Origin of the sequence: Methylobacterium sp. (assembly GCF_019750675.1) — a bacterium.
Taxonomy (GTDB): Bacteria; Pseudomonadota; Alphaproteobacteria; order Rhizobiales; family Beijerinckiaceae; genus Methylobacterium.
On record NZ_JAIEOF010000299.1, the window covers coordinates 13,660 to 34,494 of the forward strand.

The 20,835-nt window shown below is 71.5% G+C and carries 24 protein-coding genes; 9 read left to right on the forward strand and 15 right to left on the reverse strand.

Annotated features, from left to right (window positions below):
- Positions 1-71: 71 nt before the first annotated feature.
- The 7 genes from K2X24_RS15695 to K2X24_RS15725 all read right to left on the reverse strand — a co-directional run bounded on the left by K2X24_RS15695 (position 72) and on the right by K2X24_RS15725 (position 5,715).
- Positions 72-1,094, reverse strand: a complete 1,023-nt coding sequence (locus K2X24_RS15695) for a zinc-binding dehydrogenase (RefSeq protein WP_292499293.1) — start codon at positions 1,092-1,094, stop codon at positions 72-74.
- A 223-nt stretch (positions 1,095-1,317) separates the two neighbouring features.
- A complete protein-coding gene (locus K2X24_RS15700) occupies positions 1,318-1,596 on the reverse strand; it encodes an SH3 domain-containing protein (RefSeq protein ID WP_243913326.1) in 279 nt (92 codons plus the stop codon).
- Between the two features lie 14 nt (positions 1,597-1,610).
- Positions 1,611-2,393, reverse strand: a complete 783-nt coding sequence (locus tag K2X24_RS15705) for an SDR family NAD(P)-dependent oxidoreductase (protein WP_292499294.1) — start codon at positions 2,391-2,393, stop codon at positions 1,611-1,613.
- Positions 2,390-3,688 carry a beta-ketoacyl-ACP synthase gene (locus K2X24_RS15710; RefSeq protein ID WP_292499295.1) on the reverse strand — a complete coding sequence of 433 codons (1,299 nt, stop codon included), beginning with the start codon at positions 3,686-3,688 and terminating at the stop codon, positions 2,390-2,392. The genes K2X24_RS15705 and K2X24_RS15710 overlap by 4 nt, the downstream gene beginning before the upstream one ends.
- 52 nt (positions 3,689-3,740) lie before the next feature.
- On the reverse strand, positions 3,741-4,880 hold the full coding sequence (locus tag K2X24_RS15715; RefSeq protein WP_292499296.1) for a beta-ketoacyl-ACP synthase: 1,140 nt from the start codon (positions 4,878-4,880) through the stop codon (positions 3,741-3,743).
- Entirely contained in the window at positions 4,877-5,347 is a 471-nt protein-coding gene (locus K2X24_RS15720; protein ID WP_238280607.1) for a 3-hydroxyacyl-ACP dehydratase FabZ family protein, read from the reverse strand. The genes K2X24_RS15715 and K2X24_RS15720 overlap by 4 nt, the downstream gene beginning before the upstream one ends.
- 65 nt (positions 5,348-5,412) lie before the next feature.
- Positions 5,413-5,715, reverse strand: a complete 303-nt coding sequence (locus tag K2X24_RS15725; protein ID WP_238280608.1) for an acyl carrier protein — start codon at positions 5,713-5,715, stop codon at positions 5,413-5,415.
- Between the two features lie 304 nt (positions 5,716-6,019).
- On the opposite strand from K2X24_RS15725, the gene K2X24_RS15730 reads away from it, so the two are divergent.
- The gene (locus K2X24_RS15730) at positions 6,020-7,189 is read left to right on the forward strand and encodes an AI-2E family transporter (protein WP_292499297.1); all 1,170 of its coding nucleotides are present in this window, start codon (positions 6,020-6,022) and stop codon (positions 7,187-7,189) included.
- A gap of 22 nt (positions 7,190-7,211) precedes the next feature.
- Here K2X24_RS15730 and K2X24_RS15735 read toward each other — a convergent pair whose 3' ends face one another.
- Both K2X24_RS15735 and ndk read right to left on the reverse strand, forming a co-directional pair.
- The gene (locus K2X24_RS15735; protein WP_243913340.1) at positions 7,212-7,589 is read right to left on the reverse strand and encodes a hypothetical protein; all 378 of its coding nucleotides are present in this window, start codon (positions 7,587-7,589) and stop codon (positions 7,212-7,214) included.
- Positions 7,590-7,778: 189 nt separating this feature from the next.
- Positions 7,779-8,201: a nucleoside-diphosphate kinase gene (ndk, locus tag K2X24_RS15740; RefSeq protein WP_292499298.1), complete on the reverse strand. Its 423-nt coding sequence runs from the start codon at positions 8,199-8,201 to the stop codon at positions 7,779-7,781.
- Between the two features lie 222 nt (positions 8,202-8,423).
- Here ndk and K2X24_RS15745 point away from each other — a divergent pair, with 222 nt between their 5' ends.
- Positions 8,424-8,972 carry a DUF2147 domain-containing protein gene (locus K2X24_RS15745; RefSeq protein WP_292499299.1) on the forward strand — a complete coding sequence of 183 codons (549 nt, stop codon included), beginning with the start codon at positions 8,424-8,426 and terminating at the stop codon, positions 8,970-8,972.
- A gap of 10 nt (positions 8,973-8,982) precedes the next feature.
- On the opposite strand, the gene K2X24_RS15750 is transcribed toward K2X24_RS15745, so the two are convergent.
- Positions 8,983-9,618 (reverse strand): glutathione binding-like protein, encoded by a 636-nt coding sequence (locus tag K2X24_RS15750; RefSeq protein ID WP_243913343.1) that lies wholly within the window; start codon positions 9,616-9,618, stop codon positions 8,983-8,985.
- 222 nt (positions 9,619-9,840) lie between these two features.
- Between K2X24_RS15750 and K2X24_RS15755 the strand changes: the two genes are divergently transcribed.
- The 5 genes from K2X24_RS15755 (at position 9,841) to K2X24_RS15775 (ending at position 13,931) form a co-directional block, all read left to right on the forward strand.
- Positions 9,841-10,143 (forward strand): hypothetical protein, encoded by a 303-nt coding sequence (locus tag K2X24_RS15755; protein ID WP_292499300.1) that lies wholly within the window; start codon positions 9,841-9,843, stop codon positions 10,141-10,143.
- A gap of 101 nt (positions 10,144-10,244) precedes the next feature.
- Positions 10,245-10,661 (forward strand): DUF4345 domain-containing protein, encoded by a 417-nt coding sequence (locus K2X24_RS15760; protein WP_292499301.1) that lies wholly within the window; start codon positions 10,245-10,247, stop codon positions 10,659-10,661.
- Entirely contained in the window at positions 10,658-12,688 is a 2,031-nt protein-coding gene (locus K2X24_RS15765; protein WP_292499302.1) for an FUSC family protein, read from the forward strand. Before K2X24_RS15760 ends, K2X24_RS15765 begins: the two co-directional genes overlap by 4 nt.
- Positions 12,688-12,882, forward strand: coding sequence for a DUF1656 domain-containing protein (locus K2X24_RS15770; protein ID WP_292499303.1), 195 nt, complete (start codon positions 12,688-12,690; stop codon positions 12,880-12,882). The genes K2X24_RS15765 and K2X24_RS15770 overlap by 1 nt, the downstream gene beginning before the upstream one ends.
- Before the next feature lie 2 nt (positions 12,883-12,884).
- Positions 12,885-13,931, forward strand: coding sequence for an efflux RND transporter periplasmic adaptor subunit (locus K2X24_RS15775; protein WP_292499304.1), 1,047 nt, complete (start codon positions 12,885-12,887; stop codon positions 13,929-13,931).
- A 7-nt stretch (positions 13,932-13,938) separates the two neighbouring features.
- Here the strand turns inward: K2X24_RS15775 and K2X24_RS15780 are convergent, their stop codons facing one another.
- The 5 genes from K2X24_RS15780 to K2X24_RS15800 all read right to left on the reverse strand — a co-directional run bounded on the left by K2X24_RS15780 (position 13,939) and on the right by K2X24_RS15800 (position 19,329).
- Complete coding sequence (locus K2X24_RS15780; protein WP_292499305.1) at positions 13,939-14,571, reverse strand: LysE family translocator; 633 nt, start codon at positions 14,569-14,571, stop codon at positions 13,939-13,941.
- A 129-nt stretch (positions 14,572-14,700) separates the two neighbouring features.
- Positions 14,701-15,579 carry a porin family protein gene (locus K2X24_RS15785; protein WP_292499306.1) on the reverse strand — a complete coding sequence of 293 codons (879 nt, stop codon included), beginning with the start codon at positions 15,577-15,579 and terminating at the stop codon, positions 14,701-14,703.
- A gap of 373 nt (positions 15,580-15,952) precedes the next feature.
- The gene (locus K2X24_RS15790; protein ID WP_292499307.1) at positions 15,953-17,233 is read right to left on the reverse strand and encodes an aminopeptidase; all 1,281 of its coding nucleotides are present in this window, start codon (positions 17,231-17,233) and stop codon (positions 15,953-15,955) included.
- A gap of 96 nt (positions 17,234-17,329) precedes the next feature.
- On the reverse strand, positions 17,330-17,623 hold the full coding sequence (locus K2X24_RS15795; RefSeq protein WP_238280622.1) for a DUF2218 domain-containing protein: 294 nt from the start codon (positions 17,621-17,623) through the stop codon (positions 17,330-17,332).
- A gap of 281 nt (positions 17,624-17,904) precedes the next feature.
- A complete protein-coding gene (locus K2X24_RS15800) occupies positions 17,905-19,329 on the reverse strand; it encodes an FAD-binding oxidoreductase (RefSeq protein ID WP_292499308.1) in 1,425 nt (474 codons plus the stop codon).
- 145 nt (positions 19,330-19,474) lie between these two features.
- Here K2X24_RS15800 and K2X24_RS15805 point away from each other — a divergent pair, with 145 nt between their 5' ends.
- Positions 19,475-20,173: a fumarylacetoacetate hydrolase family protein gene (locus K2X24_RS15805; RefSeq protein WP_292499309.1), complete on the forward strand. Its 699-nt coding sequence runs from the start codon at positions 19,475-19,477 to the stop codon at positions 20,171-20,173.
- Positions 20,174-20,177: 4 nt separating this feature from the next.
- Complete coding sequence (locus K2X24_RS15810) at positions 20,178-20,654, forward strand: NUDIX domain-containing protein (RefSeq protein ID WP_292499310.1); 477 nt, start codon at positions 20,178-20,180, stop codon at positions 20,652-20,654.
- The last annotated feature ends 181 nt before the right edge of the window (positions 20,655-20,835 follow it).

Consider the following 20,835-nt stretch of genomic DNA (forward strand, 5'->3'; position numbering starts at 1 on the left):
GCGTTCCGGCGACGCCCTCGGCCCCTGGCATAATTCATTTCGCCCCGAAGGGCACCCGCGTGCATCGCAACTCAGAGCGTCACCAGGATTTTTCCGAACACCTTGCGGGATTCCAGGCGCTCCAGCCCCTGCGCGAAGTCCGCCAGCGGCAGCACCGTGTCGATCACCGGCGTGATGCCCTGCGCCATCTTGGCCATGGCGTCGCGGATGTTGGCCATCGAGCAGCCGAACGAACCGGTGATGCGATATTGCTGCTGGAACAGCTGCATGAGGTTCATGCTGGTGGACACGCCCGAGGTGGAGCCGCAGGTGACGAGGCGCCCGCCGCGCTTGAGGCACAGGAGCGAGCCGTTCCAGGTGTCGGGCCCGACATGCTCGAACACCACGTCGACGCCCTTGCGCTTGGTCAGACGGCGGACCTCGCCCTCGAAGCGCTCCTCGCGGTAGTTGATAACGTGGTCGGCGCCGAGTCCCTTCGCCTTCTCGCCCTTGGCGTCGTCGCCCACCGTGGTGAACACGGTGCAGCCGATGGCCTTGGCCATCTTGATGGCCGCCGTGCCGATGCCGGAGCCGCCGGCATGCACGAGAATGCTCTCGCCGGGCTCGAGGCAGGCGTTGTCGAACAGCATGTGCTGCACGGTGCCGAAGGCGACGGGCGCGCAGGCGGCGTCGGTGAAGCTGACGCCGTCCGGCATCTTCACCACGAGGCGGGCCTGCATGGTCACGCGCTCGCGGGCGAAGCCGTCGATGTGAAAGCCCATCACGCCGGAGACGTCTTCGCAGAGGTTGTCGCGGCCCTCCCGGCAGGCCTTGCATCGCCCGCAGGTCTGGGCGCCGTACATCGCCACCCGGTCACCCGGCGCCAGCCCCTCGACACCCTCGCCGACGCAGACGATCTCGCCCGAGGCCTCGGCCCCGACCGTGAGCGGCAGCTTGCGCTTGGCGAAGGCCATGCCGCGAAAGCCCCAGACGTCGATGAAGTTCAGGCCGACCGCGCGCACGCGGATCTGGACCTCGCCGGGGCCGGGGGCCGCAGGCTCCGCGACATCCTCGAGGCGCAGGTCGCGGTCACCGTGGAGCTGGAGGGCTTGCATGGGGCTCGTTTCTGTTGCCGTGGGCGCCATCGAACCCTCTCCTCTGTACGGGCGAGGGTGCCTGCGTCGCAGGGGGGCGGAGGCAACGACCTTCTCGGAAACGTCGCGCCTCTCTCCCGTCCCGCCGACGCGGGCCACCCCCTCCTGCGGAGGGGAGAGGGGGTGCAGTCATTCGGCCCTGGCTAACGGGGGAGGCCCTGGGCATCAACCCATCGGACGCGATTCACTCCGGCGAGAGGTAGCGCCGCCGGGCCCAGCCGAGGATGGGGCCGGCCTTGACCCGGCACCAGGTCAGCCCGCTCGGCGTCTCGGCGGTGCAGCCGAAGCCGCGCAGGCGCGCCCCCACGGGGGCCTGACCCAGGGCGGGCGCGCCGGCATCGGGCGTCTCGCGGATGCTCAGGGTTTCGCCGCGCGGCAAGCCGTCGACGCGGAACGCCTCGGCCGCGGCGGCGGGGCCGGCGACGAGAAGCACGAGGACCAGCGCGGCGGGAATCGGGACCATGATCGGCTCGGGCCTCAGGAGCGGTGAACGCCCATCATCGCGGTAAGGCCGCCATCGACGGGCAGGACGGCGCCCGTGATGTAGGCCGCTCCGTCGCCCATCAGGAAGGCGGCGAGCGCGGCGACGTCCTCGGGCCTGGCGAAACGGCCGGCGGGGATCTGACGCTCCATCGTAGCCCGGTAGGCGGCGTAGGGGGCCATCATCCCGGTGTCGATGAAACCCGGCGCGATCACGTTCACGGTGACGCCGCGTTTGGCCGATTCCACCGCCAGGGTGCGGCAATAGGCGATGAGGGCGCCCTTGGTGGCGGCATAGGCCGCATTGCCGGGATTGGCCTGGAGGGCGGCCACCGAGCCGATGGCGACGATGCGCCCCGAACGCGCGCGGATCATGCCCCGGACGAGCGACTTCGCGAGGCGGGTCAGCGACCAGAAGTTCACCTGCATGGCGGCCTCGGCCCGGTCCTGGTCCAGCATCGCCGCGAGCGCATCGTAGGATTGGCCGGCATTGTGGACGAAGCCGTGGAAACCCTCGCCGGCCTCGATCTCTTCGCAGAACGCCTCGACGGCGGCGCGGTCGGCGAGGTCGAGGGCCTGCGCGGTGATAGCGCGGCCGGGATGCGCCGCCGACAGCTCCGCCACCAGCCGCTCTGCGGCGTCGGCGGAGGAGCGGTAGGTGAAGGCCACGTCGTGGCCGGCGGCGGCCAGCGCCCGCACGATCGCCGCGCCGAGGCCGGAGGCGCCGCCGGTGACGAGGACGCGGCGATTGACTCCCGCGCGATCGACTCCCGCGCTCATGCCGGCTCGTCCGCCAGGACGAGGCAGGTGTTCTGGCCGCCGAAGCCGAACGAGTTCGACAGCACCCGGCGCACGGGCACGTCGCGCGCCTGCGCCACGATGTCGAGGGGGATGGCGGGGTCGGGCACCGCGTAGTTGATGGTCGGCGGGATGCGCCCGTGCGCGATGGTGAGGAGCGAGATCACCGCCTCCACCGCGCCGGCGGCCGTCAGCGTATGCCCGATCATCGACTTGTTGGAGGAGACCGGCAGGGCGCGGATGCGGTCGCCGAACACGGCCGCGCAGCTCATCGCCTCCATCTTGTCGTTCTCCGGCGTCGAGGTGCCGTGGGCGTTCACCGTGTCGATGGCGTCCGGCTCGGTGCCGGCGTCGTCCAGGGCCGCGCGGATCGCCGCGATGCCGGGCGCGCCGTCGGGACTCGACCGGGTCCGGTGGAAGCCGTCGCCCTTCTCGCCGCAGCCGAGCACGTAGCCGAGGATCTTCGCGCCCCGTGCCCGCGCGGCTTGCGCGTCCTCCAGCACGAGGGCGCCCGCGCCCTCGCCCATGACGAAGCCGTCGCGGTTCTTCGAGAACGGCTTCGAGGCGGCCTCCGGCGGGTCGTTCTGGGTGGAGAGAGCCGAGAGCAGCGAGAAGCGGATCAGGGATTCCGGATTCACCGAGCCGTCGGTCCCGATGCAGAGGGCTGCGGTGACCTCGCCGCGCCGGATCGCCTCGACGCCGAGCTGGATCGCGGTGGCGCCGGAGGAGCAGGCGGTGGAGAGCGAGATCGGCGAGCCCTTGGTGCCGAAACGGTCGGCGATGTGGTCGGCCACCGTGCCGAAGATGAAGAGGTCGTGCCAGGGGTCGAAGCGCCGGCTCGCGGCGGCGCGCTGGAGGTCCGTATAGGTGATCGGGCCGGTCTGGCCGGAGGCCTCGGCCAGGGCCTGGCGCTGCGGCCACTCGATCTCCACCGGGGGCACGGCGATGAACAGGGCGCCGGGAAAGTCGCCGGGGCGGCCGATGCCGGACTGCGCGATCGCCTCGTCGGCGGCGGCCTCCGCGAAGCGCTGGGACAGGGCCGGCGCCACCAGGGGGTCGGTGTCGAGGAAGTCGACGGTGCCGGCGATGCGGGTGCGCAGCCCGTCCGTGGGGAAGCGCCGGATGGCGTGGATGCCGGACCGACCGGCCGTCAGGGCGGCCCAGTTGTCGGCCTGGCCCTGCCCGAGGGACGTGACGATGCCGAGGCCGGTGACCGCCACCAGCGGCCGACCCTTCGCGTCCCGGACCTTGGCTTCACGAAAAGATTGGTTCGTCATCGCGCCGTCTTACACTCTTTTCGCCGCGAACCGGGTCTGGGATCACCCCGGGTCAGGCCGCCGTCACCCGGATCACGCCTTCGCCGCGCCGATGGCCCACCACCGTCACCGCCACCTCCGCCAAGCCCTTCTCGGAGACCAGGGCGGCGGCCAGGGCCACCCCGAACGGGGCGGTGGTCTCCAGGCTGTGGCCCGTGAGGTCGCCGAGCGCGGTGACGGGGACGCCGGGTGCGAGGCGCGCCAGGGCCGCGCCTTCCTCCGCCGTCACCGGCGCGACGCCGGTGGCGCCGGCGATCACCGCGTCCGGGGCCGTGAGGCCCGTGGCCGCCCAGAGGGCCGCGAGGCTGGCCTCGGTGCTGCCCGGTGCGCGCTTCGTGCGGTCGCTACCCACCGGGCCGAGGCGGGCGAGCGCCCGCGCCCCGCGTGAGGCGGCGTGCTCGGCCGCCTCCAGCACCAGGAAGGCGGCGGCACTGCCGAGGATGAAGCCGGCCTCGTCCTCCGGCATCCGGTCGAAGACCGGGCGGAAGTCGCGGGCGCGCAGGTAGCCGCCCATCTCGTGGATCACCATCACGTCGGGCCGCTCGGCGCTGTAGGAGCCGCCCACCAGCATGCAGTCGACCTGCCCGGAGGCGATCCGCGCCTGGGCGATGCGCAGGGCGTCGGTGCCGGCGGCCTCCTCGCCCATGAAGGTGCGCGAGGCGCCCGTGACCCCGTGAACGATGCCGATATTGCCGGCGAGCAGGTTCGAGAGCTGGGCCAGGAACAGGGTCGGGCGCAGGTCGTTCTGCAGGTGCTCGTTGAGATAGGCGCCGGGGTCCTCCGCCGCGCGCAGGCCCGTGAGGATCGCGCCATCCACCGCCGTGTCGCGCTCGCCGCCGCCGGCGGAGACCACGAGGTGCATGCGGCCCTTCAGATCGGCATCGCCCTTCACCCCGGCGGATTCGAGGGCGAGGCCGGCGGCGTAGACGCCGAGGCGCTGCCAGGGCTCCATCTGGCGCTGGTCCGATTTCTTCGGGATCTGGCCGTCGAGGGCGAGCGGCGCGACCGGATGCACCGTGTAGGGCGCAAAGGTCTCGGTGTCGGTGCGGGCGGGCGCGCCCGCGTCGAGGGCCGCGAGATGCGCGGCGATGCCCTCGCCCGCGCAGGAGACGAGGCCGATGCCGGTGACGACGACGTCGCGACGTTCGCTCATGCGGGTTCGCCAGCCAGATCGAACAGGCCGATGTTCCGCGCGCGCGCGCGCATCGGCGCGTCGAGACCGGGCGGGAACGGCATGGTGCGGAAGCGCAGCTCCGCATCGGCCAGCGGCTTGCCGTCGTGCCGGATCGCCGCCTTGGTCACGGCGTAGCCCGAGCCGTCATGCTCTAGGCTCGCCTCGATCCGCAGTTCGGCGCCGGGGCCGACGAAGGACCGGAAGCGCGCCTTGTCGACGCCCATCAGGAACGGCATCTGCCGAAAACCCAGATGGGCGAGCACGAGGTAGCCCGAGGCCTGCGCCATGGTCTCGGTGAGCAGCACGCCCGGCACCAGCGGGTGCTCGGGGAAATGCCCCTCGAAGACCGGACTCTCCATCGGCACGCGGGCCAGGGCCTCGATCCGGCCGGCCTCCCGGTCGAAGCGGGTCACGGCGTCGATCATCTCGAAATATTCGAGGCGCATGGCGTCCTAAGGTCCCGTGCGGGCGGGTTTCGCGAAGAGGCCGCCCCGGCTCGCGGCGGTTCGGCTCAGGCTTTGGCGGCTTTCTCGGCCACCAGGGCGTCGATGCGGGCACAGAGGTTCTTCAGGACGAAATACTCCTCGGCCGGCACCTTGCCCTCGTTGACCTCCTGGGTCCACCGCTCGAGGGGGAGCTTGATGCCGAAGGCCTTGTCCACCGCGAAGGCGATGTCGAGGAAGGCCAGCGAATCGATTCCGAGGTCGTCGATGGCGTGGCTCTCGGGCGAGATCGTGTCGCGCGGGATGTCGGCGGTGTCACTGATGATGTCCGCGACGCGGTCGAAGGTGGCGGTATGGGTCTGGTCGGACATGCGTTCTCGCCGTGTGACTGGGTATCCCGCCGGATTCGGCCCGTGCCGATCGGGGGCCGGAGCGATCCGGCGCATGGTGCCCGGTGCCCCCGGTCGCGCAGCATGCCCCTTCGGCCGGCGTTTCCGCCGCCCTGGACAGTGAAGGCGGTCCCTTACACGAGGGGGGTAGGAGGGGCAACCTTGGCCATCACGGCGTCGCGATCGGGCGGCCGCCTCCATTCCGATCCTTCGACGATGGACTAGATGCACGGGCAGGACGTGGGTTCCGCAGGCGCGGCCGCCCCGCACGAGGTCGAGCAAGACGATGGCACACCTTCCCTCCGTGACGCCGGCCGGAGCGCCGCCGGTGGGCGCGCCCGACCCGCGCCTATCCCCCGATCGTCCGCCGCGTGCGGGCGCGCACCCGCTGTCGGGGCCGTCGCAGAGCCTGGCCCGCCTCGCCCTGGTCCTCGCCCTCGCGGGCCTCGGGATCTGGGTGCTGCACCACTTCATCCCGGCGCTCGTCTGGGCGGTGATCCTGGCGATCGCCCTCGGGCCCCTCTACGCCCGCGCCGAGCGGCGCTGGCCGCCGGATCGGCACAACATCCTGCTGCCGCTCCTGTTCACCGCGGCGGTGGCGCTGGTGTTCCTGATTCCCCTGGTGGTGCTGGGCGTGCAGGCGGCGCGCGAGGCCCACGACGTGGTCGCCTGGGCGCGCTCCTTCGAGAAGTCCGGCATCCCGGTCCCGGACTTCCTCGGCCACCTGCCCTTCGGCGCGGCGCAGGCGCAGGCCTGGTGGGCGGAGAACCTGAGCCACCCCGCCGCCGGCTCGGAGCTCCTGCACCGCCTCGACAACTCCTCGGTAATCGGGGTGACCCGCAGCCTCGGGGCGCAGATCGTCCGGCGCGTCGTCCTGTTCGGCTTCACCCTGGTGGCGCTGTTCTTCCTGTTCCGGGACGGCCGGGAGGTCGCCGCGCAGGTGCTCACCGCCAGCGCGAAGCTGTTCGGTCCACGCGGCGAGCGGGTGGCGCGGCAGATGGTGGCTTCGGTCCACGGCACCGTGGACGGCCTCGTCATGGTCGGACTCGGCGAGGGCGTGCTCCTGGGGATCGTCTACTACTTCGCCGGGGTGCCGCACCCGGTGCTGCTCGGGGCGCTGACGGCGGTGGCGGCGATGATCCCGTTCGGGGCGCCCCTGGTCTTCGGCATCGCGGCCGCGATCCTGCTCGCGAACGGCGCGGTGGTGCCGGCGGTGGTGGTGGTGGTGGCGGGCTTCGTCGTCACGTTCGTGGCGGACCACTTCGTGCGCCCGGCGCTGATCGGCGGCACGACCCGCCTGCCGTTCCTCTGGGTGCTCCTCGGCATCCTCGGCGGCGTCGAGACCTTCGGTCTCCTCGGCCTGTTCCTCGGCCCGGCCGTGATGGCCGCGCTGATCCTGCTTTGGCGGGACTTCACGGAAGGCGAAGCAGGGCCCGCCGAGGCACCCCGGGCCTGAGCCCGGGGCATCCGGAGCGTGCTTACGCCGGGCGCGGCAGCTGGCAGCTGTCGAGGGCCGAGAGCGCCTTGGCGCGGGCCGAATCGTTGAAGTAGCCGGTGCTGCGGTAGGCATCGAGCTCACCCCGGTCGAGGCTCGCGAGCGTCCGGTTCGCGTAGCAGCCGCAGGGGCGGGCCAGCGAGACCTCGGAGACGTTCTGCAGGCGGGCCTGGGTGACGGTGCAGGCGTGGCGCACGCGACCCGTGAGGTTGCCGGTGGAGGCCGTCTTCAGCGCCGGGTCGGGGGTGTAGCCTTCGAGCGACGCGGTCGGGCCGGACTTGTTGGCGTTGCAGGCGGCGACGAGCGAGAGCAGGCCGGCGGCGAGCAGAAGCCGGCCGGTGCGCGGAGCGATGAGGCGCATGGAATGTCGGGTCCGTGAAAGCGATTCGGGAACGAACCGGTTTCCCGTGAGGGTCCCGCCCGCGCAAGGGCGCGGGGGCCACAGTAGAGACGCAAACGCCGCCGCCCCGGAGGGGCGACGGCGTGCGGATCAGGTCATAGCCGACCCGGTCGGATGTTCGGAGCAACCGGCGGATGCCGGAACCGAGACTCAGCCGACGATGTCGGAATCCTTGAAGAACTGGGCGATCTCGGCCTTGGCGTTCTCCAGGCTGTCGGAACCGTGGACGGTGTTCTCGCCGACCGACTCGGAGAAGGTCTTGCGGATGGTGCCCTCGTCGGCGTTGGCCGGGTTGGTGGCGCCCATCACTTCACGGTACTTGGCGACGGCGTTCTCGCCCTCGAGCACCTGCACGACGACGGGGCCGGAGGTCATGAACTCCACGAGCTCGCCGAAGAACGGGCGCTCCTTGTGGATCTCGTAGAACTTTTCCGCCTGCTCGCGGCTCATCTGGATGCGGCGCTGGCCGACGATGCGCAGGCCCGCCTTCTCGATCACGGCGTTGACCGCTCCGGTCAGGTTCCGCTTCGTCGCGTCGGGCTTGAGAATGGAGAAGGTGCGCTCGGTGGCCATGGTCCGTCCGGTTGTGATCGCTCAGCCGAAAATGGCTTCGGCGCCGGGCTTATAGCGGGCGGACTCCCCACCCTCAACCCGAGGCGCGATCGCGGGGGATTGTGGACGATTTCCCGCATTCATGGCTTTGGCGCAACACCGCCGGAAATTCGCCTGAATGCGGGCCCTTCCTGGGGCCAAGACAACAGACCCCGATTTCACCGCCCCACAGGAGACCCGGACATGCGCGTCGCTCTTTCCGCCGCCCTCATCCTCGCCGGCCTGATTCCCGCCTCCGCCGCGCCGGCCCAGGACCCCACGGGCACCTGGCTCACCGGGGACGGGCGCGCCAAGGTGCGCATCGACCGCTGCGGCCCGGGTGCCGCCAACATCTGCGGGAAGGTGGTCTGGGCCAAGACCGCGACCAACGAGGACGGCACCCCGCGCACGGATATCAAGAACCCCGATCCGAAGAAGCGCAGCCGCCCCGTCCTCGGCCTCACGCTCCTCGACAACCTGAAGCCCGAGGAGACGAAGTTCTCCGGCGAGATCTACAACGCCGACGAGGGCAAGATGTACCAGGTCAGCCTGGAGCGCGAGAGCAGCTCGGAGCTGTCGGTCTCGGGCTGCCTGCTCAAGGTTCTGTGTGGTTCGCAGACCTGGACCCGGGTGCCGGACGTGAACCAGCAGGCCGCCGCCCAGCCTGAGCCGGCCGTCAAGCCCGCGCCGAAGGCCGCAAAGGCCACCCTCGATAAGACCGCGCCCGCGAAGGCCGTCGCGCCGGCCGAGTGAGGCCGGTCGCTCAGACCGCAGCGAAGCCGCGCTGCACGGCCGGGCGCGCCATGACGCGCTCGAGCCAGGCCCGCACGTTGGGCACGCTGGCGAGCGGAATGTTCTGCTTCTCGTGGTATTTGGCCCAGGGCAGGATGGCGATGTCGGCGATGGAGAAGTCGCCCGCCACGTAGTCCCGGTCGGCGAGCCGCCGATCGAGGACGCCGTAGAGGCGCTGGGCCTCCGCGGTGAAGCGCTCGATGGCGTAGGGGATCTTCTCCTGCGCGTAGATCCGGAAATGGTGCGCCTGGCCGAGCATCGGCCCGAAGCCCGCCACCTGCCAGAACAGCCACTCGTCCACCGCCACCCGGGCGCGCTCGTCGGCCGGGTAGAGGCAGCCGGTCTTGCGGCCGAGATATTGCAGGATCGCGCCCGATTCGAACACCGTGATCGGTTCGCCGCCCGGTCCGTCCGGATCCACGATGGCGGGGATCTTGTTGTTGGGCGAGATCGTAAGGAAGTCCGGCGCCATCTGGTCGCCCCGGCCGATGTTCACGGGCACCACCCGGTAGGGCAGGCCGCACTCCTCCAGCATGATCGGGATCTTCCAGCCGTTCGGCGTGCTCCAGGTGTGCACGTCGATGGGTTTTCCCGGCGCGTGTGCCATGTGCGGTTCTAATCCAGCGCAGAAGAAGCTCGTCCCGAGCCCCGGATCAATCCGGAACGCGCGGCGATGGTTGCAGAGGCCGTGCCAGCGGCGCGGGCAGGGGACATGCGCCGAGGTCCGGGCGAGGGACGCGCGCCATGATTTGCGCTTGCCCCAGCCCAGGGTTGTGGTGTGATGCGGCCGGAGCGCCCGCTGGTGGCGCCCAGGATTCCGGGGGTCGTCATGCTGTCGTTCCGTTCGCACCGTCGCGTCGCGTTTGTCCAGGCTGCGTTCTTCGCGGCCTTCGCGCTCCTGGCAAGCCCCCTGGCCGGGACCCTCGTCGCGGGTGGTGCGCTGGCGCAAGGCGCGGCCGCCCCCAAGGAGACCAAGGAGCCGAGCGTGGGGCAGAGCGCGGCGCGCGAGCGCCAGAAGAAGTGCGGGGCGGAGTGGCGCGCCCTCTCGGTCTCCGACAAGGCCGCGCAGGGACCGAAATGGCCCCAGTACTACAGCAAGTGTGTCAAGCGCCTGAAGCAGATCAAGGCCTGAGCGCGGGAACCGGACCGCGCGCTTTGCGGCGCGCCGACGGAACGTAAGCCTGGCCGTCTCGGTTGCCGAACCGGTCGGGCGTGAATTCTCTGGATGCGACGATGCGGGAACGGCAGGCGCTGCAGCGCGTGGTGGCGGTGGTGGCCCTCGTTCCGGTGCTGTCGGGCTTCTACGGGGTCCTGTTCGGCCTGAACGGCATCGGCCGCAGCGGTCTGGTGGACATCTCGGCCGACAGCCACTTCCGCTACCTGTCCGGCCTGCATCTCGGTATCGGCATCCTGTTCTGGACCTGCGTGCCCGGCATCGAAGCCAAGACCAAACTGTTCCGCTTCCTCACCCTGGTGGTGGCCCTCGGCGGCCTCGCGCGCCTGTTGGGTCTGGCCCTGACCGGGCTGCCCTCCCTGGTGATGATGGCAGCGCTCGCCGTCGAGCTCGGAGTGACGCCGCTGCTCTGCCTGTGGCAGGCGCGGGTGGCGGCCCGGTCCGCGGACGGCGCCGGCACGGGGATTGCTGCGTGAGCGGAGCCGCACGGGCCGCGCCGGAGGGGAACCGGCCCGGCTTCGCCGACCGGGCCCTGGCGCTGGCGGAGCGCGTGGTGCCCAAGCCAGCCGCCTGGGCCTTCGCGTTCCGGATCTGGCTCGCCATGATCCTTGCGCTCTACGCGGCGTTCTGGCTGCAACTGTCGGGCGCCTCCTCGGCCGCCGTCTGCGTGGCGATCCTGGCCCAGCCCACCCGGGGACAGGCTCTCTCGAAAGCGCTCTATCGCTTCCTCGGCACGCTGGTGGGCGCGGTCGTGGCCATCGTCCTGATGGCGCTGTTCGCACAGGACCGGGTGCTGCTCCTGGTCTCCTTCGCCACCTGGCTGGGCCTGTGCGTCTTCACCGCCCACTTCCTGCAGGACAGCCGGGCCTACGGTGCCATGCTGTCAGGCTACACCGTGGCGATCATCGCCATCGCGCACATCGACACGCCGCAGAGCACCTTCGACGCCGCCGTCGACCGGGTCGCGGCGATCACCCTCGGCATCGTGGCGATCACCCTCATCAACGACGCCCTCGGCACGCCGAGCATCTGGCGCAACGTGCGCGACACCCTCGCGGACGCCATCGCCGAGACGCGGGCCTTCGCCCGCGAAACCCTGGAGCGGGGCGATCCCGGCACCCTGCGGACCGCCGCCCTGATCCAGCGGATCGCGGCGATGCGGGGCGACGCCGGCGCCATAGCGGGCGAACTCGACGACGGGCCGGACCGGGCCGCCGGCGCCCGCAGCGCCATCGCGGCGCTCTACGTGATGGCGGCGGCCGCCCGCCACCTGCGCATGGCCCTCGCGCGCCTGCCCGAGGCGTCGGCCGGCGTCGGCGAGGCGCACCGCCTCTGCCGCGAACTCACCGAGCCGGGGGCCGATCCCGGGGCCGCCGTCGCGCGCCTGTCCGACCTCCTGGCGCAGGCCCTGTCCGGGGGCGATACGCCCCTCGACGAGATCCTCGCCCTGCAGCGCGCCCTCGATTTCGCTCGCGCGGCCGCGTTCGCGCAGGACGGGCACCGGGTGCTGGCGCAGGGCGGCCGCCCCTTGCGCGACGTGCCCCTGCCCACCCACCGGGACGTTCCGGAGGCCCTGCGGGGGGCGCTGCGCGTGGCGATCGCCTTCGCGTTGAGCGCGCTCTTCCTCATCGCCGCCGGCTGGCCGGCGACCTCCTTCGCCCTGGTCCAGGTTGCGGCCACCTGCGCCCTGTCCTCGATCAATCCCGATCCCCGGGCCTTCGCCAAGGGCGTGCTCATCGGCATGCCGCTGGCGGCCCTGTGCGCGGGCATCGTGCTGTTCGGGGCGCTCGCGGGCGTGCAGGGCTTTCCGCTCCTGGCCATCGCCATGGCGCCGGTGGTGTTCGCGGCCTGCTTCCTCAGCCTCAACCCGCCGACCTTCGGCGTCGGCTTCATCCTGCTGGTGTTCTTCCCCGTCCTGCTCTCGCCCGCCAACCCGCAGAGCTACGATCCGCAGGGTTTCCTCACCAACGCCCTGCTGGTGATGGTGTCGGCGCTGATCCTGTTCTTCACCGTGCGGCTGGTGCTGCCGGTCTCGAAGGCGCGGCACCGGGCCTTCGCCCTCGATTCGGCGCGGCGCGCCTTGACCGAAGCCCTGGCCGGGCGGGGCGGCGACGCCACCACCCGCACCAGCCTCAACAGCGACCGCCTGCTGCAATTCGCCCGCTGGAGTTCGGGCAGCACCGCCGTGCGGGGGGCGAGCCTCGCGCGGGCCTTCGAGCTCGCGCGCCTCGAATCGGCTGCCGCCCGCGCGCATGCGCAGTTGCGGGGCCTCGCGCGGGATGCGGCTCTCGCGACTGCCGCCGAGGAGGCCGGAGCGGCGATCCGCGCGGTCGATGCCGGCCGGATGCTGGACAGCGCCCGCGCCCTGCGGGCGGCGGGCCCCCGGGCCACGCCGGAGACGCGCCTGCACCTCGCCCGCGCGGTGAGCGACCTCGTCACCGCCGCGCACGTGATCGCCGGGCAGGGACGCTTCCTGCGCCGCCTCGGCGTGAGGTCCGCCTGATGCGCAGCGACCTCGACCTCGGCGGCATCCTGCTCTCGCCGTTCGTCGCCTACGCCGCCGGCGCGCTGGCGATCCTGATCGTCCTGCGGCTCGCTTTCGCCCGGCTCCGCATCGCCCGCTACGTCGCCAATCCGCCCCTGGCGGAGGCCGGCCTCTACGTCTGCATCCTTGCCCTCCTGATCGTGTTCTTCTGACGATGGCCGACGACACCACCGACGCGTCCGCGCGCCCACCCGGCGAGGGCAAGGGGGAAAGCAAAGGGGAGGGCAGGGGAGAAGGCGGATCGCCCGACACCCGCCCGCGCCGCTCCGGCCGGGGCCGCCGGCTCCTGCGCCTGCTGGTCACCGGGTTCATCCTGGCCTGCGCGCTGGTCGCGGCGGCCCTGGTCTGGCAGTTCTACGTCACCGCGCCCTGGACCCGGGACGGGCGGGTGCGCGTGCAGGTGGCGGCCGTCGCCCCCCAGGTTTCCGGCCAGATCACGGAGCTGCGCGTCACCGACAACCAGACGGTGAAGAAGGGCGACGTGCTCTACGTCATCGATCCGTTCGACTTCGAGGTGGCGGTGGCCTCGGCCCAGGCCGAGATCGAGAACCGGGAGGCGGACCTCCAGGTCAAGCGGACCCAGGCCGCGCGGCGCGAGGCGCTCACCACCCTCTCGACCTCCGTGGAGGAGAAGCAGCAATATGCCGGCACCGCCAAGATCGCGGAGGCCGCGCTCGCCTCGGCCAAGGCGCAGCTGTCGCAGGCCAAGGTCAACCTGCAGCGCACCCAGGTGCGCGCGCCGGTGAACGGCCGGGTAACCAACCTGCTCCTGCGGACGGGCGACTACGCCAGCACCGGCACGGTCAACGTCGCGATCATCGACACCGACTCGTTCTGGATCGACGGCTATTTCGAAGAGACCAAGATGGCCCACATCCACGTGGGCGATCCGGTCACGGCGGAACTCCTCGGCTACGATCCGCTCCTGAGCGGCACCGTGGAGAGCATCACGCTGGGCATCAGCACCGCCAACGCGACGGCGAGCACGCAGGGGCTGCCCAACGTCGACCCGGTCTACACCTGGGTGCGGCTGGCCCAGCGCGTGCCCGTGCGCATCCGGATCGACCGCGTGCCGGAGGGCGTCACCCTGGTGGCCGGCATGACCGCCACCGTCTCGGTGGGCGAGCCCGGCCGGCACCGCACCGACTGGCTCGCCCGCCTGCGCGCGCGCTTCGGCGGCGGGGTGGCGCCGACGCCGTAGGGCGCGTTCAGCGCCGCGCCTCGGTGGCCATCCGGATGGCGAGGCCCGCCAGGACGGTCCCCATGATCCAGCGCTGGACCACCGCGAAGGTCGGCCGGCGCACGAGAAACGCCGCGATGGAGGCCGCCGAGAGGGCGACGAGGGCGTTCACCGCGACGCTGACGGCGATCTGCACGCCTCCCAGCACGAGGGCCTGGGCCAGCACGCTCCCGTTCGCCGGGCTGATGAACTGGGGCAGCAGCGACAGGTACACCACCGCGATCTTCGGGTTCAGCAGGTTGGTGAGGAGCCCCATCAGGAAGAGCCGGCGCGGGCTGTCCGGGGGCAGCGTCTTGACCTCGAAGGGCGAGCGCCCGCCCGGCCGCAGGGCCTGCCAGGCCAGCCAGAGGAGGTAGAGCGCCCCCGCGAAGCGGATCGCGTCGTAGGCGTAGGGCACTGCCAGCACGAGGGCGGTGAGGCCGAAGGCGGCGCACAGCATGTAGACGACGAAGCCGAGGGCCACGCCGCCGAGGGAAATCAGGCCGGCCCGGTGCCCCTGCGAGAGCGAGCGCGAGATCAGGTAGACCATGTTGGGCCCCGGCGTCAGGGCCATGCCGAGGGCGACCAACGCGAAGGCGAGGAGATTGCTGGGGTCGGGCATGGGGTTCTGTGACCGTGTCCAAGGGGCGGCAACGCCCCGGGATCACTCCCGGGGCGCCATTTGACCGGGCGGCCAGTCTGATCGGGCTGGGGAACGCGACGGTCAAATCGAGGATCGGCCCCCGGGGTCTCAGTAGGTGCCGAACTTGTAGTTCAGGCCGGCGCGGACCACGGCGAAGTCGTCGGAGCGGCGGCTGGTGTAGCCGGTGGTGGACGCATAACCGGTGCCGGAGACGTTGTAGACCGCGCCGGTGCTGTTCGAATAGGCGAACGTGCCGTTGGTGCCGTTCCGGTCGAGGCTGACATAGAGGCCCTCCACCTTCACCGTGACGGCGGAGGACTTGAAGAAGTTCAGGAAGGAATCCGCCGGCAGGGCATACTCGATGCCGCCGCCGGCAGCCCAGCCCGTGCGAAAGCTGTCGCTGGTGCTGTTGGGCAGGCCGAAGCTGGTGCCGCCTCCGCCGCCATAGGCGAAGCCGCCGGTGCCGTAGACGAGGGTCCGGTCGAAGGCGTAGCCGAGGCGGCCGCGCACGGTGCCGAAATAATCGAGGTTCGACAGGCCGTTCGGGTTCACGAAGGTGATGTCGGCGTTCGGCGTGCCCGTGAAGGTGGCGGTGTTCCGCCCCGAGCCGAACCCGAGATACTGGGCGTCGGCCTCGACACCGATCACGAATCCGGAGCCCGGCGTGAACTGGTAGTTGTAGCCGATCTGGCCGCCGCCCGTGAAGCCCTCGTTGTTGCGGCTGTTGCCGAAGGTCGCGATGCCGGGCGCGCCGCCATTGTCGATGAGCCCCGAGGCGGCGCTGGTGGTGATCGTGGTGGAACCGCTGCTGCCGCTGCCCGCGTCGAAGCCGTAGCCCGCGTTGAAGCCCGCATAGAAGCCGGTCCAAGTGAAGACCGGGACGGTGGTGAAGACCGGCGGCGCCGCTCGGCGCGGCAGGTCGGCGGCCAGGGCCGCCCCGGTGATGAGGAGGGCCACCGGGCCCGCGTGAAGGACTTGCTTGATCATGGAAGCCTCGTTGTCTTCGGGCGCGTGGTCCAGGCCCCGGCACCGACGCGGCGCATCGCTCCGCGACGCGCCGTGAGCGTCCGGCGGACCGGACCGCCCGTCCCGGTGCGGGTCCGTGGCCGCAGCGACCACCTCGCCTCAATGCGTGGGAAATTTACCCACGTCAATGGAACCTACGCCGTGAGCGTGCGCCTGCGCACGGGGCGCGGGTGAACCGGACGGCAGTGACGAAGCGGTGGGGCGGTGGCCGTTCCGGCCGGGGCGCCGCCGCGATCGTCGTTTCGCGCGGGGCGGCCCTCGCCGACATGCTGCCGGCGAGGGGTGAATGGGCCGATGCCCGTGCCCTAGCCGGCGGGCCGGGTTTGGAGCGCCGCTAGTCGATCCACTCGCCGGAGCGCATCACCGGGACGGCCCGCCCCTCCGCCGAGAGGCCGTCGACGTCGATTTGGTCCGAGCCGATCATCCAGTCGATGTGGATCAGGCTGCGGTTGGCGCCGCGCGCCGCGAGGTCGTCCTCGCTGAAATCCGCACCGCCATTGCGGAAACACTTGCTGTAGGCTTGGCCCAAAGCGATGTGGCTCGCGGCATTCTCGTCGTAGAGGGTGTTGTAGAACAGCAGCCCCGAGGCGGAGATCGCCGAGGAGGCCGGCACCAGGGCGACCTCGCCGAGGCGGCGGGCGCCCTCGTCGGTCTCCAGCACCTTGGCGAGCACGTCGCCGCCGGTGCGGGCGCCGGCCTCGACGATGCGGCCGGCCTCGAAGCGCACGCGGATGCCGTCGATCAGGGTGCCCTGGTAGGAGAGGGGCTTGGTGCTGGTGACGGTGCCGTCCACCCGGTCCTTGTGGGGCGTGGTGAACACTTCCTCGGTGGGGATGTTGGCGTTGCAGACGATGCCGCTGCGGGAGGCCGAGGCGCCGCCGCACCATTCGTGGTCGTCGGCCAGACCCACCGTGAGGTCGGTGCCGGGGCCGAAGAACCGCAGGGCCGCGAAGCGATGGGCGTTGAGGGCGTTCATGCGCGCGTGCAGCGCCGCGTTGTGCGCCTCCCAGGCCGCCACCGGGTCGGGCCCGTCCACCCGCGAGGCCGCGAAGATTGCGTCCCACAGGCGGGCGATCGCCTCGTCCTCGGGCAGGTTCGGGAACACCGTGCGGGCCCAGGGGGCGGTCGCGGCCGAGACGATGGTCCAGTTGGTGGAGAAGTTGGCGATGAGTTCGAGGGCCGGCACGTAGGCCTTCGAGCGGGCGCGGTTGGCGCGCGCGACTTTCGCCGCGTCCTGGCCGGCCAGCAGGGCGGGGTCGTCGCCCGCGATGGCGAGGCGCGCCGCGCCGTTGCGGTAGGCCTCGGCCATGCCGGCGTAGAGCCAGCCGGCGGCGGTGTCGAAGGCCGCCTCGGGGGCGTGGGCGAAGCGGGCCAGGGTAGCGGCGTCGTCCGAGTAGAAGGTGGTCACCAGGGAGGCGCCGGCCTTGTACGCCTGCTCCGTGATGGCGCGGGCGAGGGGCACCGTCTCGAGGGGCGCGGTGATGACCAGTTCCTGGCCCGGCCGAAGGCCGAGGCCGACTTTCACGGCCACCTCGGCGAGGCGCTGCAGCCGTTCGGCATGCGGCGCGGCGCCCGACGGCGCGGCCCCGTGGGTTGTCTGCGCGATCCCGTCCATGCCGTCTCTCCCGGTGCTGACTCGAGCGTCCGCGCTCAAGATCGGGACTCGGGACGGCCCGTCAAGCCTCCCGGAACGGCCGGGGCGGACCGACGCTCAGGCGGCGCGCGACCAGGTGATCTCGCCGAGGTTCTCGCGGAAGGCGAAGCGCAGGAGATGGTCGGAGACCACGTTTTCCAGGCGGGTCAGGGCGGCCGGGTCGGGCGTGGCGACGCGCATCAGCAGGGCGTCGGGGCCGGCCTCGAAGGTGCAGACCCGGTCCTCGCCGAACGGCACGCGCCCGGAATCCTCGGTGGCTTCCACCGGGAACTTGTGGCTCCAGTGGCGGCAGAGCTGCTTGAGGTAGCGGCTGGCCTCGGCGGTGGGAACGCGCGCCTGGGAAATCGGCATCGAACGGGTCTCCTGCTCGGTCTTCGCTCGCGGCCCGCCTGACGGACCGCCTCGTCGCGACGGCGGGGTGGTTCCCGCCATCAGAGGCCGGAAGGGTTAAGGCCAGGCTAATCCGCCGCAGCGCACCCAACCGACCCTTCTTCGGTCTCAATCTCTTCCGCCGGCACCGCAGCCAATTTATGGCGCGTTGCGGTCGATAATCTGGCCTTCCTTTGTGCGTCGCACAATATCAATCCGCCGATATCGGGTTCGGTTCCGGCAAAATTGTTTTTGCGCGGGTCTCAAGGCGCGGTGGGATCCGGCAGAATTTTGCCGGGATTGAGGATATTCATGGGGTCGAGCGCGGCCTTGAGCGTGCGCATCAGGTCGAGGGCGACGGGATCGGCGGTGCGACCGAGTTCGGCCCGCTTCAGGAGCCCGACCCCGTGCTCGGCGGCGATGGATCCGCCGAGGGCCAGCACGATGTCGTGCACGATGCGATTGAAGCGGTCCCACAGAGCGAGGAAGGCGGCGCGGTCCATATCGACCGGCTGGCTCAGGTTGAAGTGGATGTTGCCGTCCCCGAAATGCCCGAAGGCGCAGACGCGCAGGCCCGGCAGCTCCGCCTCGCAGGCCCGGGTCGCCCGCGCGAGGAACTCCGGCAGCCGGGAGAGCGGCACCGAGACGTCGTGCTTGATCGAGGCGCCCTCGGCCTTCTGGACCTCGGACAGGCTCTCGCGCAGGTCCCAAAGGGCCAGGGCCTGCGCCTCGCTCGCCGCGAGCACGGCGTCCTCCACGAGCCCGCGGGCCTGCGCCCGCGCCAGCATCGGCTCCAGCACGGTGCCCGCATCCTCGCCGGGGCGCGTGGTGGAGACCTCGACCAGGGCGTAGGCCGCGTGCCGTCCCGCCAGGGGGCGCCGCGCCCCGGCCCGGTGGCGCAGGACGATCTCGAGGCCGAAGGGCGCGACGTATTCGAAGGCCGTAAGACCGGCGCCGGCCTCGGCCCGGAGCGCCACGAACAGCGCCAGGGCGGCCTCGGCGGAGGCGAGGCCCAGGAAGGCCACCGACCGCGACAGGGGCCGGGGATGGAGCTTCAGCACCGCCGCCGTGACGAGGCCGAGGGTCCCCTCGGACCCGAGGAAGAGCTGCTTCAGGTCGTAGCCCGCATTGTCCTTGCGCAGACCCTTGAGCCCGTTCCAGACCCGGCCGTCGGCCAGCACCACCTCGAGCCCGAGGACGAGGTCGCGGGCATTGCCGTAGGCGAGCACCGCCGTGCCGCCCGCGTTGGTGGAGAGATTTCCGCCGATGCGGCAGGAGCCCTCGGAGGCCAGCGAAAGCGGAAACAGCATCCCGGCGTCGCGCGCCGCCGCCTGGACGTCGGCCAGAACCATCCCGGCCTCCACCGTGATGCTGGCATTGACGGGGTCGAGGGCGCGCAGCCGGTTCAGCCGCGCCAGGGAGAGGACGATGCCGCCCTGGGGCAGGCCGCCGCCGACATGGCCGGTATTGCCCCCTTGCGCCACCACCGGCACCCCCGCCTCGGCGCAGGTCCGCACCACGCCGGCGACCGCGGCGGTGTCGGCGGGCCGTACCACCGCCAGGGCATGGCCCCGGCGCAGGCCGCGCGTCTCGGCGAGGTACGGCGCGAGGTCGGCGGCGTTCACGAGCACATGGGCCACGCCGACGTGTTCGGCGAGGGACGCCAGGAGGCGGGAGGAGTCGGTCACCACGGGTCTCGCAACGGCGGGCCTCGGACGGCGGCGGGATGGCGCGGCCGGGCCTGGAGCCTATGATAGGAGAGGTGGGGCGCCCTGTGCAGGGCGAGCGACCGGGCGCCGCGCCGCATCGGCCGAGAGAAGAGGTTGGAAACCCATGTTGTCCGTGATCCCGAACCCGCCCCGCATCGCCCTGCCGATCGTCGGCAGCGACGACCTGTTCCCGGTCCGGCGGGTCTACTGCGTGGGCCGCAACTACGCGGCGCATGCCCGCGAGATGGGCAAGGACCCCGACCGCGAGCCGCCGTTCTTCTTCATGAAACCCGCCGACACCCTGCAGATCGTGACAGGCGACGCGGCCGTGGACCATCCCTACCCGCCCCGCACCGAGAACTACCATTTCGAGGTCGAGATGGTGGCGGCCCTCTCGGTCGGCGGCCGCGACATCCCGGAGGCCGACGCCCTCCACCACGTCTACGGTTACGCGGTGGGCCTCGACATGACCCGGCGCGACGTCCAGGACGAGGCCAAGCGCCTGGCGCGGCCCTGGGACCTCGCCAAGTCCGCCGACGCCTCGGCGCCGATCGGGCCGCTGCACCCGGCCGACCGGATCGGCCATCCCGTCCGGGGCGCCATCACCCTGGCGGTGGACGCCAGCGAGCGCCAGCGCGGGGACCTCTCCGAGATGATCTGGTCGATCCCCGAACAGATCGCGCTGCTCTCCACCTATTTCGAGCTGCATCCGGGCGATCTCATCTTCACCGGTACGCCCTCGGGTGTCGGTGCGGTCAGGCGGGGCGAGACCATGACGGCCGCCATCGAGGGCCTGGGCGCCATCAGCCTGCACGTGGTCTGACGGCATGCTCCTCGATTCACCCTGGATGCTGCGACTGTTCCATCTCGGGGCACTCGCCACGCGCGGCATGACGCTGGGCGTGCGCGGGGCCGCGATCGATCCGGAGGGCCGGGTCTGTCTCGTGCGCCACACCTACGTGTCGGGCTGGCACCTCCCGGGCGGGGGCATCGAGGCGGGGGAGAACGCCGCGGAGGCGATGCTCCGCGAGTTCCGGGAGGAGGCCGGGATCGTCGTCGATCCCGGGCAACCCTTGCGTCTGCACGGGTTCTACCACAACCGGGCGGCGTCCGGCCGCGACCACGTCGCGCTCTACGTCGCGCCGGCATTCACGGTGCGCGCGCCCAAGGCACCGGACCGGGAGATCGCGGCCTGCGAGTTCTTCGCCCTCTCCGAACTGCCGGCGGACACCACGACGGCGACCCGCGCGCGCCTGCGCGAGATCGCCGAGGGCCTGCCCCCGTCCGCGCATTGGCAGCTCTGACGCCGGCAAACGGTCCCGGCGATTCAGCGCTTGCAACACCCGGCGGAATGGTGTTTAGAGACGCCGTCCGGGGCCGCCGGCGGGTCATTTCCTCCAGCGGCGCGGTTGTGAGCGGGTGTAGCTCAGGGGTAGAGCACAACCTTGCCAAGGTTGGGGTCGAGGGTTCGAATCCCTTCGCCCG

What these genes read in the sequence shown, in the direction of transcription:
- K2X24_RS15795 (WP_238280622.1), bottom strand. Translation starts at nt 17,623, where the DNA reads ATGCCGATTTCCCAGGCGCGCGTTCCCACCGCCGAGGCCAGCCGCTAC.
- K2X24_RS15715 (WP_292499296.1), bottom strand. Translation starts at nt 4,880, where the DNA reads ATGAGCGAACGTCGCGACGTCGTCGTCACCGGCATCGGCCTCGTCTCC.
- K2X24_RS15805 (WP_292499309.1), top strand. Translation starts at nt 19,475, where the DNA reads ATGTTGTCCGTGATCCCGAACCCGCCCCGCATCGCCCTGCCGATCGTC.
- K2X24_RS15720 (WP_238280607.1), bottom strand. Translation starts at nt 5,347, where the DNA reads ATGCGCCTCGAATATTTCGAGATGATCGACGCCGTGACCCGCTTCGAC.
- K2X24_RS15745 (WP_292499299.1), top strand. Translation starts at nt 8,424, where the DNA reads ATGCGCGTCGCTCTTTCCGCCGCCCTCATCCTCGCCGGCCTGATTCCC.
- K2X24_RS15730 (WP_292499297.1), top strand. Translation starts at nt 6,020, where the DNA reads ATGGCACACCTTCCCTCCGTGACGCCGGCCGGAGCGCCGCCGGTGGGC.
- K2X24_RS15725 (WP_238280608.1), bottom strand. Translation starts at nt 5,715, where the DNA reads ATGTCCGACCAGACCCATACCGCCACCTTCGACCGCGTCGCGGACATC.
- K2X24_RS15775 (WP_292499304.1), top strand. Translation starts at nt 12,885, where the DNA reads ATGGCCGACGACACCACCGACGCGTCCGCGCGCCCACCCGGCGAGGGC.
- K2X24_RS15760 (WP_292499301.1), top strand. Translation starts at nt 10,245, where the DNA reads ATGCGGGAACGGCAGGCGCTGCAGCGCGTGGTGGCGGTGGTGGCCCTC.
- ndk (WP_292499298.1), bottom strand. Translation starts at nt 8,201, where the DNA reads ATGGCCACCGAGCGCACCTTCTCCATTCTCAAGCCCGACGCGACGAAG.
- K2X24_RS15780 (WP_292499305.1), bottom strand. Translation starts at nt 14,571, where the DNA reads ATGCCCGACCCCAGCAATCTCCTCGCCTTCGCGTTGGTCGCCCTCGGC.
- K2X24_RS15810 (WP_292499310.1), top strand. Translation starts at nt 20,178, where the DNA reads ATGCTCCTCGATTCACCCTGGATGCTGCGACTGTTCCATCTCGGGGCA.
- K2X24_RS15695 (WP_292499293.1), bottom strand. Translation starts at nt 1,094, where the DNA reads ATGCAAGCCCTCCAGCTCCACGGTGACCGCGACCTGCGCCTCGAGGAT.
- K2X24_RS15750 (WP_243913343.1), bottom strand. Translation starts at nt 9,618, where the DNA reads ATGGCACACGCGCCGGGAAAACCCATCGACGTGCACACCTGGAGCACG.
- K2X24_RS15710 (WP_292499295.1), bottom strand. Translation starts at nt 3,688, where the DNA reads ATGACGAACCAATCTTTTCGTGAAGCCAAGGTCCGGGACGCGAAGGGT.
- K2X24_RS15770 (WP_292499303.1), top strand. Translation starts at nt 12,688, where the DNA reads ATGCGCAGCGACCTCGACCTCGGCGGCATCCTGCTCTCGCCGTTCGTC.
- K2X24_RS15755 (WP_292499300.1), top strand. Translation starts at nt 9,841, where the DNA reads ATGCTGTCGTTCCGTTCGCACCGTCGCGTCGCGTTTGTCCAGGCTGCG.
- K2X24_RS15735 (WP_243913340.1), bottom strand. Translation starts at nt 7,589, where the DNA reads ATGCGCCTCATCGCTCCGCGCACCGGCCGGCTTCTGCTCGCCGCCGGC.
- K2X24_RS15790 (WP_292499307.1), bottom strand. Translation starts at nt 17,233, where the DNA reads ATGGACGGGATCGCGCAGACAACCCACGGGGCCGCGCCGTCGGGCGCC.
- K2X24_RS15785 (WP_292499306.1), bottom strand. Translation starts at nt 15,579, where the DNA reads ATGATCAAGCAAGTCCTTCACGCGGGCCCGGTGGCCCTCCTCATCACC.
- K2X24_RS15705 (WP_292499294.1), bottom strand. Translation starts at nt 2,393, where the DNA reads ATGAGCGCGGGAGTCGATCGCGCGGGAGTCAATCGCCGCGTCCTCGTC.
- K2X24_RS15700 (WP_243913326.1), bottom strand. Translation starts at nt 1,596, where the DNA reads ATGGTCCCGATTCCCGCCGCGCTGGTCCTCGTGCTTCTCGTCGCCGGC.